19 protein-coding genes and 1 riboswitch are annotated in these 21653 nt (G+C 35.6%); of the genes, 7 read left to right on the top strand and 12 right to left on the bottom strand.

Translation table 11 applies throughout. The features are described 5' to 3' along the window. Positions 1-68 precede the first annotated feature (68 nt). The 4 genes from OB_RS03965 to OB_RS03960 all read left to right on the top strand — a co-directional run bounded on the left by OB_RS03965 (position 69) and on the right by OB_RS03960 (position 3929). On the top strand, positions 69-2291 hold the full coding sequence (locus OB_RS03965; RefSeq protein ID WP_011065141.1) for a S8 family serine peptidase: 2223 nt from the start codon (positions 69-71) through the stop codon (positions 2289-2291). A 240-nt stretch (positions 2292-2531) separates the two neighbouring features. Next, a complete protein-coding gene (locus OB_RS18370) occupies positions 2532-2675 on the top strand; it encodes a hypothetical protein (RefSeq protein ID WP_160162344.1) in 144 nt (47 codons plus the stop codon). Further along, positions 2672-3616, top strand: a complete 945-nt coding sequence (locus OB_RS17825) for a cohesin domain-containing protein (protein ID WP_050750204.1) — start codon at positions 2672-2674, stop codon at positions 3614-3616. The genes OB_RS18370 and OB_RS17825 overlap by 4 nt, the downstream gene beginning before the upstream one ends. A 28-nt stretch (positions 3617-3644) precedes the next feature. Then, a complete protein-coding gene (locus OB_RS03960; protein ID WP_011065139.1) occupies positions 3645-3929 on the top strand; it encodes a dockerin type I domain-containing protein in 285 nt (94 codons plus the stop codon). Positions 3930-4019: 90 nt separating this feature from the next. On the opposite strand, the gene OB_RS03955 is transcribed toward OB_RS03960, so the two are convergent. The 6 genes from OB_RS03955 to OB_RS03935 all read right to left on the bottom strand — a co-directional run bounded on the left by OB_RS03955 (position 4020) and on the right by OB_RS03935 (position 9693). Further along, positions 4020-5693, bottom strand: coding sequence for a YndJ family protein (locus tag OB_RS03955; RefSeq protein WP_011065138.1), 1674 nt, complete (start codon positions 5691-5693; stop codon positions 4020-4022). Positions 5694-5932: 239 nt separating this feature from the next. Further along, positions 5933-6547 (bottom strand): DUF4166 domain-containing protein, encoded by a 615-nt coding sequence (locus OB_RS03950; RefSeq protein WP_011065137.1) that lies wholly within the window; start codon positions 6545-6547, stop codon positions 5933-5935. Between the two features lie 4 nt (positions 6548-6551). Beyond that, positions 6552-7466, bottom strand: coding sequence for a DoxX-like family protein (locus tag OB_RS03945; RefSeq protein ID WP_011065136.1), 915 nt, complete (start codon positions 7464-7466; stop codon positions 6552-6554). A gap of 620 nt (positions 7467-8086) precedes the next feature. Beyond that, positions 8087-8626 carry a dihydrofolate reductase family protein gene (locus OB_RS03940; protein WP_011065135.1) on the bottom strand — a complete coding sequence of 180 codons (540 nt, stop codon included), beginning with the start codon at positions 8624-8626 and terminating at the stop codon, positions 8087-8089. A gap of 172 nt (positions 8627-8798) precedes the next feature. Continuing rightward, positions 8799-8954 carry a hypothetical protein gene (locus OB_RS18365; protein WP_011065134.1) on the bottom strand — a complete coding sequence of 52 codons (156 nt, stop codon included), beginning with the start codon at positions 8952-8954 and terminating at the stop codon, positions 8799-8801. 22 nt (positions 8955-8976) lie between these two features. Then, a complete protein-coding gene (locus tag OB_RS03935) occupies positions 8977-9693 on the bottom strand; it encodes a gamma-glutamyl-gamma-aminobutyrate hydrolase family protein (RefSeq protein ID WP_041544089.1) in 717 nt (238 codons plus the stop codon). Between the two features lie 159 nt (positions 9694-9852). On the opposite strand from OB_RS03935, the gene OB_RS03930 reads away from it, so the two are divergent. Then, on the top strand, positions 9853-11025 hold the full coding sequence (locus OB_RS03930; RefSeq protein ID WP_011065132.1) for an MFS transporter: 1173 nt from the start codon (positions 9853-9855) through the stop codon (positions 11023-11025). 76 nt (positions 11026-11101) lie between these two features. On the opposite strand, the gene OB_RS03925 is transcribed toward OB_RS03930, so the two are convergent. From OB_RS03925 to OB_RS03910, 4 genes are all read right to left on the bottom strand, one after another. Beyond that, positions 11102-12406, bottom strand: a complete 1305-nt coding sequence (locus OB_RS03925; RefSeq protein ID WP_011065131.1) for an NCS2 family permease — start codon at positions 12404-12406, stop codon at positions 11102-11104. 96 nt (positions 12407-12502) lie between these two features. Beyond that, positions 12503-12603: riboswitch (purine riboswitch) on the bottom strand. A gap of 229 nt (positions 12604-12832) precedes the next feature. Beyond that, on the bottom strand, positions 12833-13696 hold the full coding sequence (locus OB_RS03920) for an AraC family transcriptional regulator (protein ID WP_011065130.1): 864 nt from the start codon (positions 13694-13696) through the stop codon (positions 12833-12835). A 177-nt stretch (positions 13697-13873) separates the two neighbouring features. Further along, complete coding sequence (locus OB_RS03915; RefSeq protein ID WP_011065129.1) at positions 13874-15487, bottom strand: ABC transporter permease; 1614 nt, start codon at positions 15485-15487, stop codon at positions 13874-13876. Between the two features lie 24 nt (positions 15488-15511). Then, positions 15512-16393: an ABC transporter ATP-binding protein gene (locus tag OB_RS03910; protein ID WP_011065128.1), complete on the bottom strand. Its 882-nt coding sequence runs from the start codon at positions 16391-16393 to the stop codon at positions 15512-15514. Positions 16394-16685: 292 nt separating this feature from the next. On the opposite strand from OB_RS03910, the gene OB_RS03905 reads away from it, so the two are divergent. Together OB_RS03905 and OB_RS03900 are read left to right on the top strand one after the other, a co-directional pair. After that, positions 16686-17279, top strand: a complete 594-nt coding sequence (locus OB_RS03905; protein WP_011065127.1) for a TetR/AcrR family transcriptional regulator — start codon at positions 16686-16688, stop codon at positions 17277-17279. 245 nt (positions 17280-17524) lie between these two features. Continuing rightward, positions 17525-18880, top strand: a complete 1356-nt coding sequence (locus OB_RS03900) for a sodium/glutamate symporter (RefSeq protein WP_011065126.1) — start codon at positions 17525-17527, stop codon at positions 18878-18880. A 92-nt stretch (positions 18881-18972) separates the two neighbouring features. On the opposite strand, the gene OB_RS03895 is transcribed toward OB_RS03900, so the two are convergent. Continuing rightward, positions 18973-19431 (bottom strand): NAD(P)-dependent oxidoreductase, encoded by a 459-nt coding sequence (locus OB_RS03895; protein WP_011065125.1) that lies wholly within the window; start codon positions 19429-19431, stop codon positions 18973-18975. Between the two features lie 528 nt (positions 19432-19959). Continuing rightward, positions 19960-21495 (bottom strand): glutamine-hydrolyzing GMP synthase, encoded by a 1536-nt coding sequence (gene guaA / locus OB_RS03890; protein WP_011065124.1) that lies wholly within the window; start codon positions 21493-21495, stop codon positions 19960-19962. Positions 21496-21653 lie beyond the last annotated feature (158 nt).

Raw genomic sequence — 21653 nt, 5'->3', positions numbered from 1 at the left:
AATACGCAATAGCAAATTGCTGTGATACACTTAAAGCGTTTACAACAACATTATAGGAGGGATTCGAAGTGAAAGCTCATAGAAAAATAGTATCAATAATAATGATTGCAGCCCTAGTGTTTTCGTTAGTGAATCTACCAGGTACGAAAACTCTAGCAAACAATCAACAATCGCTAGAATCTGTACTATCAGATCTAACACCAGAACAAAAAGAAAATTATAAGCAGTTGCAATCAGTAGAACAAGAAGGTCTTTTTCTATCACGTGACATAGACCTTAAAAGTGAGGAACAAGTGAAAGTGATTATTCAACTTGATCATCACCCAGAGAAAATTGCAGTAATGGAGTCAGAACTAAAAGGTCAACGGATTTCTTCTAAAAAAGCAAAATCCGATGTAGAAGAAGATCAACAACAATTTAAGGACAACATTGCATCGATGTTTAAAGGTAAGAGCAGCAACCAATATACACTTGGCAAGTCTTATAAAAATGCGATGAATGGTATCGCAGTCGAACTTCCTGCCAATAAAATTAAAGAAGTATTGAATTTTGACGTCGTGCGAGCCATTTGGAGCGACGTAGAGGTGAAGATAGACCCTCCAATTAAGGAAGAAAAATTAGATAAAGAACAAATTGAGCCTTATATGATGGAAAGTATTCCATATTTACAAATTGATAAGTTACATACAGAAGGATATACAGGTGAAGGTATAAAGGTCGGGGTATTGGATACTGGTATTGACTACAATCATCCAGATTTAGAGGGAGTCTATGCAGGTGGATACGATATGGTAGATGACGACAATGACCCGATGGAAACAACCTATCAAGATTGGATAGATTCGGAACAACCAGAGTACAACGGAAGCAATTCTTATTATACAGAGCATGGTACACATGTTGCAGGAACCATTGCTGGCGAAGGAGATAATTCCAGTGAACATCGTATTAAAGGTGTTGCGCCTGAGGTAGATTTATATGGTTATAGAGTTCTCGGCCCGTACGGAAGTGGTACAAGTGAAAATGTTATTGCTGGTATTGATCGTGCAATAGCGGAAGGGATGGATGTCATTAATCTGTCATTAGGAGCAATGGTAAATGATCCTCTATTCCCTACGAGTGTAGCAGTTAATAATGCTGTGTTAAGTGGTGTCACTGCCGTTGTATCGGCTGGAAATGCAGGTAATCAGGATTTCACCTTAGGATCACCAGGAACAGCTTCTCTAGCGTTAACCGTAGGAGCTAGTGATGTTCCGGTTGATATTGCAACATTCGACGGTGCATACGGTTCAGAGACAGTTGATTTACAACTGATGGCGAAGCATTTTGATGATGATCTATCATCATTAGTAGATACGAATCTACCAATTGTGGATGTAGGTTTTGGTAGAGCGTCTGATTATAATGACAGTCCGAGTGTCGAAGGAAAAATTGCATTGATAAGCAGAGGAGAAATTCCTTTTGTGGACAAGATTACGACGACAAAAGAACAAGGTGCAGAAGCGATCCTTCTTTATAATAATGTCGATGAAGGACATATTCCTAGCTATCTTGCTGAAGGTGTAGATTATATTCCTACCTTTTCTTTAACAAAAGATGATGGTGAAGCGCTAAAAGGAATTCTTGAGACAGATGAGACCTTTACATTTAGTAATTTAGACGCTATTACAACTGAAGGAGATAGATTAGCAGAATTTAGTTCACGTGGTCCTTCGAAAGTGAATTATGATATAAAGCCGGAAATTGTAGCTCCCGGTGTCAATATACAATCAACTGTTCCATCCTATATTAATGATCAGGAAAATGGAACGTATACATTTGCTTATCAGCGATTGTCTGGAACATCGATGGCTTCTCCACATATTGCTGGAATTGCCGCTCTTCTCCTACAATCAAATGATCAATACGAACCAGAAGATGTTCGCTCGCTATTAATGAATACTGCTGATCCATTAAACGGTGATTATAGTGTTTATGAAGTGGGTGCTGGAAGAGTAGATCCGTATGAAGCTGTTCATTCAGATTTGAATTTCCAAGTGATCGATGAAACAACCAATTTAGAGAATGGCAATGAAGTAGAGATTGAAGAAATAACAGGTGGAATGAGTTTCGGCTTAAAGTATGTCGACAAGAAAGATTTGAAATTGAAGAAAGAGTTAGAGATTACGAACGCAGGTGATCAAGATAAAGTATTGAAGGGGAATGTCGAGTTTACCAATCAATCATTAGATCCAGAAGAAAACAAAGTGAACTTCTCGATAAAGAATAATGTGAAAATCAAATCAGGGTAAACGAAAAAAATAAAAGCATCCTTAAGTGTTCCTGCATCAAGTGAAAAAGGCTACTATGAAGGATATATTCATTATGAAAATGTCGAAGATTCATCGGAAACCTACCAAATACCATTTGCGATTCGTGTATCCGAGAGAGGAATAGAATCTATCGAGGCATATAACTTCTCAACAAAAGAAAATAATCAGTTCGAATCGGTTTACCTTTATACTCCAATTAACTTTGTCTTACGGTCTCCAATGGAAAAAATGAGTATTATCCTTGTCGATGGAGCGACAGATAAAGAGTTAGGGTTAGTTGGAACATTTGATCCTACAGGAATCCCAGAAGGACAACAGGTTACAATTAATGCTGGTTTTAATAGTATTTACTATTCTCGATGAATATAATAGATCCAACCATTAGCAAGATGCAAGATGCCGGTTTTGATATTGACCAATCAAGTAATAATGTCGTGTATTATTGGGGATCTGCCTTCCCAGGCGGCGTACTAACTCCGGATAATACAGGGAATATAACGGATGAAATTGCTATGGCTCCAATATTAGAGAGAGCTCCGGTTGGTTTCTTCAGCTATGATTCGGTAGGAAACTTTAATCAAGGCGGCCCTTATATGCATAATTTTGTCAAAGAAGGGACACCGTATTCCACTGTATCGTCAAACAAAAAAGAAATAACAGTAGATGAAGAAGTAGAATTCACCTTAACTGCTCATAATGTTGAAATGTTACAAGAGGCTAACTTCCAGCTAAATTATGATAAACAACAACTACAATTAGTAGATGTGAAGCTCCATGAAGATGTCGAGTCATATGGAGATCCAACAATCACATATAGTGAGGAATCCATTAGCAATACTAGAAATAACATTAGCATTTCCACAGCAATTAATGATATCGAGCAAGAAGTGACCGGAGATATACCGATAGCTGTGGCTACGTTCACAGGAAAAGAAGCGGATTTTGGCCGAAATAATTACGTAAAGAATCCTACTCTTTCAACAACGTATACCAATACACAAGAAGAAACAACAAACTTAAGAGGTTATTATGAAGGCCAAAACACTGAATTGCTGCGCAACTATTCCGAAGTAAGAGGAAATATCTTAGCACAAGGCTTCTTCGGTTTAGATGGTCAGTATGATAGTAGTCAAGAATTTCCTAATGCATCGATCCAAATGCAGGCAACTGACGCCGAAGGTAATAAATATGATGCGACAATTGAAAACGATAATGATTTTACAATTCAAGTACCAGTCACAGACGAAACATTTGATTTAGAAGTAAAAATCCCAGGGTCATTTCCCAGTCCGTACAACTTTTGATGTCTATGAACAGCGAGAAGACTCGATTGTGGGTACGTGGAGATCACTCCCTCTTCGTACACAAGATGCTGGGGATATTAATCAAGACAGTGTTATTGATATTATCGATGCCCTCTTAATGGTAAAATATTGGGGCAGTGATAAACAAGCAGCCGATTTTAATTTTGATGGCACAGGAGACAAAAAAGATTTCGAACTGCTTGCAGCTAACTTTTTGAAAATTGATCCAGGTGTAAAAGAAGTGCCTAAAAAGACACGAAAACATAATGGTAAAACCTTGGATGACGTAAAAGAAATGTTAGACATTTCCTAATATATGAAATAGAGTTTGTAGGATTTCGAGAATCCTACAAGCTCTATTTTTGTCTTCTATTAACAGAACTACTTAAACTGTTAGTCATAACTAACGGTGAATTTTAAGATGAATCATATAATCTATAGCCAAAAATTTCTTTCCAAGTATCCACATTTCATGGCTCGCCTTCAAATAATCTTCCTCTTCCCAAACTGTAAAATGCTCACTAATTGGAAGCTTAACAGAAAACCATTTAGTTACGTAATATATACCTTCATCTCCTTTATTCTTCGAACGGGCTTTACTTGTTAATTCTAATCCATCGTCAATTCCGTTTGCGAAACGAAGAATCCCTGTCATATGCCCAAACGGTAATGGCAAAGCTATGTTTACATATTTGTTTTCAGCAAATGAATGGTGTGAATATGCAGCAACAAAAACCGCTTTTTCTGTCACTTTTGAAGTTCGAACCCATGCACGAGCATCTTTTCTTCCATCTTTAACATCATCAATACCAATGATTTCACTTTTTACTGTTAGCTCGTCTTTATCTTCATGAGAAGGAAGATTAATTTGTTGTACTTTTGAACTAATTGCTTTATACACATTTGATAGCTTATGGAATCCTTTTTGCCAATAAGTTAATGATAATAAATCATAATCGATCGTCTGCTCATAAAAATGTTTAATACGTGGACTTACCTTGTTAGAATTGAAATCTGTTTGATCGAAGTCTTCTAAACGATTAACTAAACCAGAATAAACCTGTGTCGAAGTATAATCATGGCGTTGAAAAAAATCTGACCCTATTTTTCTCTCTCCATTTAAATTACTGAAAGGTATTCCGTAAGATATGAAATACATTTTTGGTTGAGCGATGAGCCAACCAACCACTCCAAGAAATACAAAGATAAAGGCATTGGCTATACCATGATAATCAACCATTTGTGGAATTGTAACAAAGTCTATACTTATCATTCGCCCAAACCCATAAATCGACGCAAATAACATTGTCATTATTAAGGTCAATGAAGAGATAGAAAGTAATATATAAGCCAGCTTGTTTTTTACTACGTTATATAAACGAAACACTAAATAATATGTATATCCCCATAAGCTAATCGCATACACTCCTACAAAGAAAAATTCTACGACTCTTGAAATCGTAATTCCGATTGCTATCCCAAGCGAACTAACCATAATTCCAACCAACATTAGTTTAAATTGTTTTGATATTCCTATGTAGCGTCTATAGAATCTACCAAGTAATCCTGCAAATATGGGAGTAACAAAGGAGGAAAAATGAAAATGTATTGCTGTTAAGCTAATAATGACTGTACCAAAATCCAACACATTGATCCCAAATCGGAATATACTTAACCATACTCCCCCAAGAAGTAAATAGATTAAACCTATATCGATGCTTACTTCCTCAATATAGTGAAGCCCTCTCGCCATCAATCTTTGAACCCCATATAAAAAGACCATCGTCACCCAAATCAGCCATGGTACCGTCCATAAACCTGAAATGAATCCTAACGGAAAGAAAAAAGAAATAATTGCAAATATAGCAGCAATTGGATAAAACTTAACTGCTAATGAATAAACCTTAAAATGTTTTCCGTATCTATCCGTAGTTTCTGTTAATAAAAATGTCAGTGGGACTGTTACTGCAATCCCAAAGATCAGCAAGCGCTCTATGGTGGTAACTTCCATAAAAAGAAAAGAACTTAGCCAAAATAGGAAACCTATGCATGTTTGAAAAATTATTCTGTTTCTCATTCATCTCACCTTTTATGTATTGTTTTTATTGAGCGATCCTCCTTTGCACCATATAATTTTGAATTTCATTAATTGGAATCAATTTTATAATTAATATATTTAGTATAAGATCCGAATGTTGTGTTATTTGATTTTCATTACAGACGGCGCTTTCCACAGGAGTCGCCGTCTTCCAATTTTCTGTAATCCGAACAGTTTATTAATCATTTGTATATAATAAAAATAGGAAACTATTAAATTCATTTAATGGTTTTATATTGAATTGAAAAAGTTCCTTCATAACCAAATATTGTTCCAAAGTAATGATTTTTGACTTCTACAAATATATGAAATTGCTCTGTGGAATCATCATACCATTCTATTACTTCCGCTTGACCATTAATAGCTTTTGGTAATGTCACTCGTTTGTATCGTATCGGACTAGAAGTGATTTTAATTCCACCATTATCTAAAACTTGTAAAGAAATATCAGAGATAAAGTCATGGTGCAGTCCTAAATAATCCGTAATATTATTTTTCTTCATGTTAAATGTCATAATCGCATCAAAATTCCGTGGTTTATTGAAGTTAAATTGACGTATCCAAGCAAAACACTCTTCCCCGCGATCATTTTCATATGCTACATTCTCTAGTGTAAAAGGGATATGTTCTCCTCTTTCTGGAAAAGTAAGGTGCTTCGTCACCCCTATACGTAATATGGGTTTCATCAATATATTTCCTCCCCATATGCGTTTCATAATTCCAGTTCCGATAGCAATCTTTTTACTACCACTTGTTAATCCGAACTTTTTTTGTAAAGCAGGATGTAAGTTATCGTAATCTTTACCTAACGCTTTCTCATAGATTGACTTCATCCACTCACTCCCGTCTGCTTGGTACTTTACGAATACATGCAGTGGCATTAGGTAAATCTTTCAGACTTAGGAGGGAAATAAAAGATAACCCTAGCATCGCTATCGTTAATGTAGTCGTATTAAAAGGAGTTAAGAGCGTCGTAACATCACTTATAGTAGCTGCTATGCCTAATAAAAGCAGTGCTATTATATTTAATATATGTAGTGATTTCCATCTACCAAATAATAAAAAGGTCAAACCAAATAAAATCTGAAACAATCCCAATAAGTACAATAGTACACTTTCATAACCTTGAAACCATCCAATAGATTGAACTAAATCTAATTCCCCCGTATGTTGAAAAAGAATTTTTGGAACAAGTCCTTGATAAATCCATATAAACGAAAGAATGAAACAGGCGATATAAAAAATAAAACTTCTACAAAAGGACAAATGTGGTGGTATTCCTTTTTCTAGCCAAAGCCTGAAAGTATCAAAGCTCCACGCTGTAGCCCAACCTAATAACGGTCGAAATAACAAATCAAGTATCTTTCCAAATATACCGAGTGCTGGATTGTAATTATATAATGTCAGGAATTTAGTACCTTCATTAGTATCAATGTATTTCCAATAGCCGCTGCCCTCCTTTATAAGTGACAATGGATGCTTTGTCCAAAACTTCAATGAAGATACTTTTTCAGTTTGATTCTCACGTTTGCCCACACTCTCTCCTGTCCCCGATATACTCATGCCAAATCCAATATTTGTTTTATACAGAAAATGTTGTGGATCATCTTCACGCTCTTTAGATAAGTATGTGATCTCTGAAAACCTCAAATCCCATTGTTCATGAAGTTTAGGATCTTGTGAATACTTCCAAACTTTATCCAAATCACTACGAATGAAAGTTTCCACATAAATTGGTTTCTTTCTTTTCATATGCATGCCCTCACTAACGGAAATTTCTTTTATTTTAGCTCGTCTTTTTATTCTAACATGTCCATATTTATCTATGAATAACAGTTAAGTAATAATAGAAACGCTCTATTCACCAAATTTTCTTCTATTTTCCTTAATTTTGGGCAATAGAACCTCTCTATTCACCAATTCTTCTTCTGTTTCCCTTGATTTTGGGCAATAGAACCTCTCTATTCACCAATTCTTCTTCTATTTTCCTTAATTTTGGGCAATAGAACCCCTCTATTCACCAATTCTTCTTCTATTTTTCTTAATTTTGGTCAATAGACTTCGGATAATAGACAAGACAGCATTTTATAACAAAAGCGCAAGCACCCGACTAGAAACGTAGCCAGTACGACGCCCTTTTTAGAATTGGTTCGACAATGGTCGAACTTCCTTTTTTCTTTTAAATAAATCACGGTAAGTTGAGTTATCGATGATGGATAATACTCATTTGGTGAAGTAGCTTCGTTTCTTGCATTTGAGCTGGATTTGACTAGTTAGAGATTTCCACCAAAATAAAAAAGCATTTCGCCTTTGATAGAAATGCTTTCTTTTATGATAAAAATTCATGTAAGACTTCTACGTATTTTTCTAAATTAATTAGTTAAAGTTCTCTCATAATGCAGTTCTATAAACTGGTTAAATTTCTGCGTACCTATTAGCGATAAGTTTATAGTACTGCTACATTCTTTAAACAAAGGTATTCCCTCTCCAAGAATGATTGGTGCAATAGTAATAATGTATTCATCAATTAAGTCTTGTTCTATGAAAGATGTTAGCAACTCCCCACCACCGACTATCCATATATCTCGTCCTTCTTTCTTTTGTAACATCTGAATAAAACGCTTCACATCATCATTTACAAAAATCACATTTTCATTTCTCCCTGATTCTTTACGTGAAAACACATAACAGTCTTTTCCTTTGTAGGGGAATTCATTTACGTTTTGTGATTCGAGCCATTGATACGTTTTATTCCCCATAATCACCGTATCTATTTCCTCATAAAATCTTAAATAACCATTGTCCCCTTCACCTTCAATATCCTCAAGCCATTGAAGAGATTCATCCTTCGTTGCAATATACCCATCCAGGCTAGTAGCGATAAATAATTTCACCTTCCGCTTCTTATCCATAACTACATCTCCTTTAAATATTATTTAATCGGTGATTATTTCCAAATGTTTATATTCTTCCTCCTCTTCTATACCATCTACTGTTCCGATTTGAACAATGCTTCTTTCTTTTGATATACATCATGAAACACTACATTAGCTGTATACAGAGACAATTTCTGCAGACTTCCATCTATCGTTCTTCTTGATAGCCTTGGTTAATGAGGTGTATTTTCGTATCTTTTTCAACAGACTTAATCTGATACTTATCATATCCATATAAAACAATAGGCACGACAATCATACAGATTAATAGAATACTAAATATCCATCTAATTCTCCTAACCAAGGCGATCACCTTCCTTCCTATTCTACTGATTCATACATGCTTTGATAAATCCTTGATAAATCGCAAACGAAGGGTCATCTTTACAATCGATAAGTCCTTCTGGATGCCATTGCAGACCAAGTACAAAGCGATGTTTTTCACTCTCAAAGGCTTCTATAATTCCATCACTCGCTGTTGCACAAATTTGATAATCTTCAGGAACTCGATTATTTGTCTGATGATGATAACTATTTACTTTAAATTTATCCAAACCCGTTAATTGATATAATAATGAACCTTCCTTCACGTGCACAAAATGTGATCGATGATCAATTGGGGCTTTCTGTCGATGTTGTAACAATTTAACAGTGTCTAATTGTGAATATATATCTTGATACATTAAACCACCTAATGCAATATTTAAAATTTGACTTCCACGGCATACTCCTAGAATTGGTTTATCTCTTTCAATCATTTTTTCTACATACGCAATTTCCGAACGATCTCGCTCAGGAATAATGATGCCAAGCCCCGGTAAAGGCTCTTCGCCAAATAAAGTCGGATCGATATCATATCCACCGGTTAAATACAGTCCATCCAGCTTGTTCATCATGTAATCTATATCTTCATCATTCTTTAAATATGGAAGCATAACGGGAATACCCCCTGCATTTTCAATGGCACGTATATTCCGATTATTAATGGTGTATTGAGAACAATCCGTCTCCATAGATGAAGTAATACCAATAACTGGCTTCATAAAAATTCCTCCCATTCAAAAATTAAATACAATTCTCTACTGCTCTTTTATAAAAAGTGATATAGTAATGTAAGTTGTGTTTATTCGATATCCGTAAAGCGTAATATGTTATCCCCACTAAATGAAGTTCTACTTTATCGTCTAAAAGGAGTCTGATATATGAGTAAAACAAAATCATTAATCCCCTTAAAAACTTTATTTGTAAGTTACCATGCTTCCAATACGATTTTAATAAGTTTCTTACCACTATACCTACAATCTCGAGGATTGTCAGGTACACAAATCGGCTGGGTGCTAGCAGTAGAATCTTTGGCCGCTATACTGGCACAACCATTTTGGGGGTTTCTAAGTGATAAGTTCAAAACAATAAAACGAATATTATTCATTTGCCTTATCGGCCTATTGATTTTCGGTTTTACCTTTTTCCAAATGTCCTCCTTACATACTATTCTTATTTTTGGAGCAGTGTTTTACTTTTTTGCAGCTCCTATCGGTGGTTTAAATGATAGTTTTGCGCAACGACGCGCTGGACAGTTAGGTATCTCTTTTGGCTCTATACGAATGTGGGGATCTGTTGGATTTGCACTATCATCTTTACTAGTTGGAGAAGTATTAGCTCGATTCGGAATTGGATATATGGTATGGGTATACTTAGCCTTTGGAACTATCGCGCTACTTACCCTCATCCCTTTAAAAGATGTAAAAGCAGATACCAAACCAGTGAAATTAAATGACATCAGTAAAATTATAAAAAGTAAACCTTTCCTCCTTTTTCTTGGAGTTATCTTATTTATTACAATTACTCACCGAATGAATGATTATTATATGGCGCTTTATATTAGTGAACTTGGTGGGAGCGAAGATCTTGTTGGATTGGCTTGGTTTGCAGGAGTCATCTCAGAAGCTGCCGTCTTTGCATTAGCTGCTTTTTGGTTTAGAAAATTTCATTCATTAATTTTTATTATTATCGCTGCTATTATATATACATTAAGATGGTTCTTATACGCGACAGCAACGGATCCAATGATGATCATTGGTTTACAATTCTTACACGGATTAACATTTGGTGTCTTTTATACTGCTGCGTTTGATTATGTCACTCGACTAATTCCAAGTTTCTTACAATCGACTGGTCATCTGGTGTTCTTCTCGGTATACTTTGGACTTTCAGGTATTATCGGTTCATTAGCTGGAGGTTCTCTGGTTGATGTTTTCGGAGGAAGTTCGATGTATACATTAATGGGTATTCTTTCTGCAATAGGTACAGTCCTGTTAATCACGTATCATATAGCATATTACCGTAAAGATTTAACAGCACCTGGTTCGGAATAGATCATTGTAAATCATTTTATCATACAGCATGCAAAAAGGGTTAACCAAAATTGGTTAACCCTTTTTATATTTACAACTAATTTAAAAATATGAAGTATAGAATAAATATGACGAATAAGCCATACATAATCGGATGAATTTCTTTTCCTCGTCCTTTTACTAACATCGTAATTGGGTAGAAGATAAAGCCAATTGCAATACCTGTAGCAATACTGTACGTTAGTGGCATCATTAATACGGTAAAGAATGCAGGAACAGCAATCTCAAACTCATCCCAAGGGATATCTTTTAAAGCACTTACCATGAGTACACCGACAATAATTAAAGCTGGTGCAGTAACCTCACTTGTAACAACTCCTAATAAAGGAGAGAAGAATAATGCTAGTAAGAAAAACAGTGCAGTAAACACAGAAGTTAGTCCAGAACGTCCTCCAACACTTACCCCAGTTGTAGACTCTACATACGCAGTAGTTGTCGATGTACCAACAACTGCCCCAACAACTGTAGCTGAAGCATCAGAGAATAATGCTTTACCAGCTCGAGGTAACTTATTATCTTTCATAATCCCTGCTTTTGATGCAACTGCTACAAGCGTACCTGCTGTATCAAAAAAGTCTACAAATAAGAAAGTTAAAATAACAACTAACATTTCTAAAGTAAAAATCTCACCAAAATGCAGAATAGCTTGTCCAAAAGTAGGAGCTAAACTTGGAACTCCACTGACAATATCATTGATTCCAGTAGGTGGTTGAATTAATCCAAATAGCATACCAGCGATCGCAGTAATAATCATTCCATAAAATATTCCTGCCTTCACACCATAAGCTAATAGAATAACAGAAACTACAAGGCCGAATATCGCAAGCATAACAGTAGGTGAAGTAAGATCACCTAACGCTAGAAGTGTAGATGGATCGGCTTGCACAAGATTGGCATTTTGCAGACCAATAAAAGCGATAAATAGACCAATACCTGAACCAACTGCTAATTTTAAACTTGAAGGAATGGCATTAATGACTTTTTCACGAATACCAGATAACGTTAAAATGATAAATATAAGACCTGAAGCTAACACACCTGCAAGTGCAGTCTCCCAAGGTATACCAAATCCAATTACAACCGTATACGTAAAGAATGCATTAAGTCCCATACCCGGAGCTAACGCTACTGGATATTTCGCAACTAACCCCATTACTAATGTACCTATCGCTGCAGCAATTGCTGTTGCAGCAAAAACAGCATCAGCATCCATGCCTGTTTCACTTAGCATACTAGGATTAACAAATAATATATATGCCATTGCTAAGAAAGTAGTCAAGCCTGCAACAAACTCTCTTCGAATGTTTGTACCTAACTTATCTAACTGAAAATACTTGTTCATTTATCTAATTCCCCCCAAAAATAATAGAAGCACTTGGGATTGCCATGCGCTTCTACAATAACTACAGGAAATATATCTGCATATCTTAAAATCTAGATACAAATATAATTACTGCGTAGTCAAACCATTTACGGTGGTCTGGTAGAAACTGTGGGCCATATCCCCTTAATTATACGCATTTCTATTCAATTACATCATTATATTACTATCATTGTCGACCACTGTCAATAAAACACGAACAAAAAACTCATCACAAAAAATAACATTCGTGTTTTAATATTTTTATGAATTTTTTGAATAATTTCCAGTACTATTTATAGCTAATTCTCATTTTAAAATTAATAAATATGAATGTAAAACAGAAAACGTTTTATCTCAACATGTTTTGTAACACGCTGAAATAAAACGCTTTTTAAAGTCTCACTTTCACTTTTTTCGCACTGGAATCCATATTTCACTATAAGCATAATTTTCTTTATACTCATTCATCTTAGTAAACGAAAAAGATGGAGCTTCGATTACTTCATAATCTGAAGTAGGGAACCATTCAGAATAAGTTCTTGCCATGGTTTGTTGTAACGTATCAGGAAATGGTCCTTCATTCGGAAAAACAGCCCAAGTACAAGCGGGTATAGACACTTTTTCTAACCGATCACTAACTTGATCTAAAGTTGTAAGAACTCCTATTAAATGCGTTAAATCTCCTTCTTCTTTTAAAAAGTTCGCATCCGCATCATAAGAAGCGTTTACCACTTCATAGGGCTCGATATTTTGCAGGGAATGCATTTCCTCTTGTTGAGCATCTGTAATACTTTGTGCAAGCTTAACAATTTCATTATTCACACCTTCAAATTGCATTGGAACACGCTTCGTTACACCAACTAAATTAAAAGCTGGTTTTTCTACGATTCGAACATCCATAGCTAAACCTCCCTTTACATTTATTACGAATGAAAGTTTAGGGAAATATTTACTTAAACCAGTCTTGAATACATTTGAGGGCAATATACCGCTCCAATTTTTAAAGGCTCTAGTGAATCCATCTAATGATTCATACCTGTACTTGAAAGCAACATCAGTCACTTTCTCACCATTCAATAAATCTTTATTAGCTTCAGATAATCTCCGATTTTTAATGTATTCACTAAGTGTTATGCCTGCAATATAAAAGAATATCTTTCTAAAATGGTAGTCTGATACTCCAGCAAATTCAGAAATGCTCTCTAAAGATAAATCCTCCGTTAAATGCTCCTCAATATAATCAATAACATGATTTAACTCGTGTAACATTATCACCCCACCTTTCTTTTTTATCGTATCAGAGCAACGTTCATCATACTCGACATTTCTTATATAAATTATATCGATTACTACAAAAATCGTATTCTAAAACGATAAAAAAGGGGGGCAAGTCAGCTTACCTTTACAAATGATCATACTGTTAAATTGATTCTAATATCTCTACGTTTATGCTCCTTCAATCATGTCTCTCCTCTTATAACCTATATATCCAAGTACAAACATTGCAATACTAATTACTGTAATGGTAATGAAGACAAATCCATCAAATTCCTCCATCGGCATATGCGGTATCCAACTCTGAATAGCTGTTTTTAGTAAGCCTTCAGGTAAGTTCAAGATGCCGTCAAAATAGTTTAGTACAAACGAATAGCCAAGGTAAATATAAACCAGTTTACCTAACTTTGGTGCCCAACCAAGCGTTAAAGCTGCGATACCCGTAATAAATAGTACAGAAGGAAGAAAATTATATCCAGATGCAAGAAAATCACTTATCTCCATTGTGGAACTACCTTCCATGACAGATACTGCTATAGCCCCAATACTACCTGCTGCTAATAATATCCCTACTAAACTCGCAATCATCGCCATACCGATAGTAGTCCAATAGATTTGACTACGTGTTACTTTTGTAGCCAATATCTGACTCAAATGTAAACGACTCTCTTCATTAAACGTTTTATTGACAATGACAATTGGTAATATAGAAACTAAGACAATCATCACCATCATGATTGTGCCAGTAAACGATTCTTCGATTGAAACACCTGAATGAGAAAACATTTGCTTCATTATCTCATTACTTTCAAGAAACGTCTGCATGTCTCCGTAAATCGAACCGTAGGCTGCTCCCATAATAGCAAAAGCAATTAACCAACTAATCATAACCCCTCTGTTAAGTTTGAAAAATAGTCCTCGAACAGATAACAAGGATTTTTTTGCGTTTTTTCGTCCTTCCATTTCAGGCAGATAACCTGCTCCCATATCGCGACCACCTTCAAGAACGAAAGCAATAATGATCAAGACAATACTAAAAATCAAAGCAAAAACAAGTGGCGTCCAGTTATCTTCCGTAAAAGGATACGTCAAATACACCCATCCCATTGGATTAAGCATAGATAAGTCTACATTGGAAGCATCTGTCCCTGCGCGAATAATATATAGCAATCCGACCATTCCTAGTGAGGAACCTGTTGCACTCGATGAAGTTGGCATAATCTGTGCCATTACTAATGCTATCCCCGCACCTATTATTCCGGCAGTTCCAATGGAGGCTCCGAATAACAAGGCGCCTTCAACATTGATAGAATCAACACCAAAGCTCGCAAGTACTCCACTAATAAATAATGCCAATATGATATTTATAAAAACAGTTTCTGTCACTGCAGCAAGAGAATTAGCTTGGCGCCCTATTTGAAAAGAACGAACTAATTCTGTTAATCCAAGGTCTTCCTCTTTACGAGTATGACTTACCACATGCAAAACGGCCATTATCATTGCGAACAAACCACAGAACAATAACATTTCATGCGCATACATCGCTCCGATTGTGTAATCATTCGCTGATTCAATTGGGGTAGGGCCAACCATAGAAATCATCGCTGGATTTTGCATAGTTTCAAACATGCCTATTAATCCTTCACCTTTGGCAATTTCTTTAAATGCGGGAACAAAGGCTGAAGAAAATAAACCAATTCCTAATATCCAAAAAAATATCTTTTTCCAATCACGCTTCAAATATTGAATAAACAATGTATCCCACCGTGCAAATTTTTCCTTCATCGTTTATCACCTCCGTCTAAACTCTTAGCCCTCGTAGTGACGCATAAACAGATCTTCCAGCGTTGGTGGAACAGCTTCAAACTTATTAACTCCTAATTTTGTTGCTTGGGTTAAAATATCATTCAAATATTGATGGTCAGCAGAGAAAGTAGCTTGATTGTCTTTCTGCATGAAGTCATGTACTCCTGTGATAGAAGCCATTGCTCCCACATCCCCTTCTGTTGCTATAGTTACCGTTGAACGGGTTAAGTGACGCAATTCCTCTAATGTACCTGTCTCGACAATTTCACCTTGACGAATAATAACTACCCTATCTGCCAACCGTTCTACTTCACTTAAGATATGTGATGAAAGTAAAATCGACTTACCTGCACGTTTGATTTTTTCCACTTCTTCTTGAAAGACTGATTCCATCAAGGGGTCCAAACCTGAAGTCGGTTCATCAAATATATATAAATCTGACTCAACTGAAAGCGCTGCAATCAAACCTACTTTTTGGCGGTTTCCTTTCGAATATCCTTTTGCTTTTTTCTTTGGATCCAATTCAAAACGCTCAATTAAATTGTCCCTTTTTTGTTTATCTCCTCCACCATGTAATTTAATAAATAAATCAATGATTTCTCCACCTGTTAAACTTCCCCAAAGTGCAACATCACCAGGAACGTAGGAAATACGCTTATGAATTTCTAGGCTATCTTTCCAAACATCTTTCCCAAAAATTTCAGCCTTTCCAGCATCTCGTTTGATAATACCTAATAAAGCGCGTATTGTTGTTGATTTACCTGCACCATTAGGTCCAATAAAACCCACTACCTCTCCAGAATTCACTGCAAATGTCACATCTTTTAACGCTTGAAACTTACCAAATTTCTTTTGCACTCCTTGTAATTTCACAATCTCGGTCATAACACTGACACTCCTTCATAAAAATTAATATCAAGTTATAACGTGCTTTCCGGTTTAAGAAGAAGTTCTAATTATAAACTGTAATAAATAAAAAAGTTCAATTTATACGAATAAAAAACCTCTTTTTAAACTAAAGTTCATTTATAAGTTCAATATTATTACTTTTAGGTGGTATAGTCAATGAAATAAATACTATATACAGTTTGATAGTTCATATATTTTTCTATATAATATAGAGAAAGTATAAACGGTTAAGTAAATATTAATGTTATATAGAAAGTAGGCTTAAACAGTGAATGGTTTTGAAAAGCGAACCGAAGAGAAGAAAAGACAGATATTAGAAGCTGCTTTTACATTGATGAATAGTGATACAAAAAAGAATGTAACCATGGAAGACATTGCAAAATACTCCAATGTTGGTAAAACAACTGTTTTCAAATATTTTGGCAGTAAAGAAAATCTTATGCATGAAGTTTTCAAGCACTTTTTAAAACAAATTGCGACATCCGCAAAGCAAATCATGGATGAAAATAAAACTTTTGAAGAGACTTTAAGTGCAATGAGCCAAAATAAGATTCGTTTTTTCAATGAGATCAACCAGGATTTTTATTTATATATGATGGAATATCTTACAAAAAAAGATGATGATGGATTATCAGTCATGATGCAGCAATATACCCAAGAAAGCTTTGGTATGTTATTAGATCTATTCCACCGTGGACGTAAGGAAGGAAAAATCGACTTAAAATATTCCGATGAATTCCTATTAATTTATTTCCAGGCGCTTGTAGAAGGAATTTCCAGTCCACAAGTATATGAAAAAATTGTTCCATATACAGAAGAATGGACAGAAATGCTGATTAAAGGAATTGCACCAAACAAGTAATAATGGAAGTCTCCGTCTCCCTAAAACAAGTTTTAAATATACATCATTGAAGCAACATAGAGCTCTTATAATGGCTCTATGTTGCTTCTTTGTTAATAAACTATCAAAACTCTTAAGATATGGTATAATAGATAGCCTATGTTTCCCTACACCCCCTATAGTGAAAAGCTATCACTTTCTACACACACTCACACCTTAATTCTAAAGAATCGTTTTAAAATAAATGAAGGAGGAATTTTATCGAAATGGAGAATTTTACAATTTGGTCATTAATGATAGATATTAGTATTATTTCTGGATTACTATTAGTTGGAACTATTTTACGTGCAAAAGTGAGATGGATACAGTCCTTATTCTTACCAGCTAGTATGATCGCAGGATTTTTAGGACTTGCTTTGGGTCCCAGTGGAGTAGGGATTTTACCTTTCTCTGAACAATTCAGCGTTTACCCGAGCTTACTAATTGCCGTTATTTTTGCAGCAATACCTATTGGGGCTGCAAAGGTACGTTTATCTGAAGTGTTTCATCGAGTACGTAATATGTTTTCATACTCATTGATTCTTACATTATCCATGTGGGGAATAGGAGTTCTATTTGCGATGCTCATTCTTAATCCCCTCTTTAATGATTTGCCAAATGGGTTTGGATTAATTTTAGGAGCAGGTTTCTTAGGTGGACATGGTACAGCTGCCGCTCTTGGAGAAGGTTTAATGCATGCTGGATGGGAAGAAGCGATGGATCTTGGAATGACATCAGCAACAGTCGGATTACTAATTGCTGTTTTAGGTGGATTATTTCTTATTAAACAAAGTACTGAAAACGGACATACACAATTCATTACTAGTTTTAAAGATCTTCCTTCTGAATTAAAATCCGGATTAATGCCAAAGTCAAAACGGTTCAATATGGGACAAGAAACCGTATCCTCAAGTTCCATTGATCCGCTGGTATTACATCTAGCAATTATTACTTTTATAATTGGTATATCTTACTGGGTAACCAATATACTTTCAGATTTAATCCCTGCAGTATCTATTCCATTATTTAGTGTGGCATTTATATTAGGTTTATTATTTCAAGCAATCAGTCGCAGAATAAAATCAGATGAATATGTTGATGGTCGTGTGATGGAGCGAATTGGAGGTACTGCAACCGATTTTCTTGTTGCTTTTGGTATTGCTTCTATAAACATTACAGTGGTTATGGATTACGCTCTACCACTGATTCTATTGTTTGCTTTTGGAACATTGTGGGCATATCTATTATTCCGTTTCGTCGGTCCTAACATATTCAAAGAATTCTGGTTAGAGAAATCTATTTTTGGTTGGGGCTGGAGTACAGGAACCGTCGCTATGGGCCTAGCACTATTACGAATTGTTGACCCTGAACTTAAAAGTCGAACACCAGAAGACTATGCCTTGGCTTATGTAGGTGTTGCACCGATTGATATTATCATCGTAACGTTTGCACCAATTCTATTTGCACTCGGATTTACATGGGCTATTCCAGTAGTTCTCCTGCTTGGTGCAGCAGCTATTATCGTCATCTATAAATTCACAGGATTATGGGGACAAGGTAGACATGGGAACACATCTAGCTAAAGAGAGTCTTTTTAAAAATAGATAACTTTAAAGCCTTTGCTTCTAGAAACTGAAGCAAAGGCTTTTTTTGGTTCATAATGTGAGTACAACAATTAGCTTTGTGTTTGATAACTTTGGTTTGCAATTTTATGATTATCTACGATTAAATACGAATCGTTAATTGGGTTATTATTCATATAACTAGTGAGAATTTCCTGTACTCCTGTTTGAATTCTTTCTTGCGCTTCTACAGTCATACCAGAATAGTGAACCGTAAGTCCAGTTTGTTCTATTGCACGCCATGGATGATCTTTTGGCGCAGGCTGTGGATACCATACATCCCCACCATAACGAATTTTACCGTCTTTCACAGCTTCCGCTAGTGCTTCTTTTTCAACGATGCCACCTCTGGCACAATTAACTAGAACTGCATCATCTTTCATTTGGCTGATTACATTTTTATCAAACTTATTCTTCGTATCTTTCGTTAGTGGAGTTTGAACAATTATGACATCGGAAGTTTGAATTAATGTATCGAAATCTACATAATTAATTCCAATTTCTTTCTCCACATCTTCTTTTCGATATGGGTCATGATATTAAAGATGCCGATTTTTTTACCTATCATATCATGTGCTCTTGCACCAACTTTAGGTAAGTCCCATTCTCCTTCTTCAGCAAATTTGGAATAATATTACATAAAATATATTTTTGTGTTGGGTTTGTAAAAAATACCGAACTTTCTTTAAATTAAGTAATTTAAGTTATTTCTGTGTTGTAACGGTGTTTGATCGTTTTGGTGATGTTGAATATCTTTTTAATATGATTTGCATATAGAGATGCTCAATCGACAATTCTGATTACATATAACCCTTTGAGTAAGGCACGAAAACATATATCAATATAAACAGGTTTCTTTCTTTCGATTTACTTGATTTAGAGCTCAAAAAAAGACCCTCCATTTTTCACAAATAATTGTGAAGAAGAGAGAGCCTCAATTTGAAATACAACTGTTGCAGGTGAACAGTTATCCTATCTACACAGATAACCTTCAATCCAATGATTTACCTATTTTCCTATATAATTCTATTCCCACTCTTCTACTCCCACTCAATCGTAGCAGGCGGCTTACTCGTTACGTCATACACAACGCGGTTAATATTATCTACATCATTCACAAGACGTGTAGAAATTCTTTCTAATACGTCCCATGGGATACGTGCCCAATCGGAAGTCATTCCATCAATCGAAGTTACCGCACGGATACCGATTGTATGAGCATACGTACGTGCATCCCCCATTACTCCAACACTTTTAATGTTCGGTAGGACGGTGAAGTATTGCCAAATATCACGATCTAGACCCGCTTTTGCAATTTCTTCACGTAGGATTGCATCCGATTCACGAACGATTTCTAAATGTTCTTCGGTTACTTCACCAAGGATACGGATAGCTAATCCAGGTCCTGGGAATGGTTGGCGCCAGACAATACGGTCAGGTACGCCTAATTGAGATCCTAGTTCACGAACTTCATCTTTAAATAACGTATTTAAAGGCTCGATTAGCGTAAACTGCATATCTTCTGGTAATCCACCTACGTTGTGATGAGATTTAATGGTTTGCGCTGTATCCGTACCACTTTCAATAACATCCGTATATAGAGTACCTTGTGCCAGGAAGTCGATATCTTTCAGTTTTGATGCTTCATCATCAAATACATAGATAAATTCATTACCAATAATTTTACGTTTTAATTCTGGGTCAGATACACCCTCTAATTTAAATAGGAAACGATCTTTTGCATCGACTTTGATAATATTCATCTGAAAGTCTTCTGCAAATACTTTCATGACATCATCTCCTTCATTTTTACGAAGAAGACCGTGATCTACGAAAATACAAGTTAGTTGATCACCAATCGCTTTATGAATCAAAGCAGCAACTACAGAGGAGTCTACTCCACCACTTAGCGCACATAATACTTTACGATCGCCAACGGTTTCTTGAATTTTCTCCACTTCCATATCAATGAAGTTCTCAATTGACCAATCTCCAGTACATCCGCATACATCGAATACAAAGCGATTTAATAAATCATTTCCGTATTCCGTGTGGCGAACTTCTGGATGGAATTGAACACCATACAAGTTCTTTTCTACATTACTAATTGCTGCAATTGGTGTAGAAGGGCTTGTTGCATCAATGTTGAAAGATGGTGGTGCTGCAGTGACTTTATCTCCATGACTCATCCAAACCGTCTGTCCTTTTGGAGTGTCTTTAAATAGTACAGGCTCTCCATCTAGTTCGATCAATGCTTTACCATACTCACGGTTTTTAGAGCGTTCAACCTTACCGTCATAATGAAGTGACATTAACTGCATTCCATAACAAATTCCTAATACAGGAATTCCTAATTCAAAAATACCTTCATCACAGCGAAAACTATTTTCATCATAAACACTATGCGGTCCACCAGAAAGAATAATTCCTTTTGGATTCATTTCTTTGATTTCTTCAGCAGTTAATTTATGAGAATGAAGTTCACTATAAACGCCAAATTCTCTAATTCGACGTGTAATTAACTGATTGTATTGACTTCCAAAATCAAGTACAAGTACTAACTCATTATTTTCCATAATCGCTCTCCTATCTATACTTACTATAGGCTTGTCTTTGATATTATTAGTTTGTGTTTCGTAGGCATACCGTATACCTTGGAAAGTATATGACTATATCCATTCGAAAATAAATGTATAATACGAAAAACATTTACCTATGAAAAAACCTGGAAAAC

This window comes from Oceanobacillus iheyensis HTE831 (genome assembly GCF_000011245.1).
GTDB lineage: Bacteria > Bacillota > Bacilli > Bacillales > Amphibacillaceae > Oceanobacillus > Oceanobacillus iheyensis.
The sequence above is the reverse complement of the archived record's forward strand: the minus strand, read 5'-3'. Positions and strand labels throughout refer to the sequence as shown.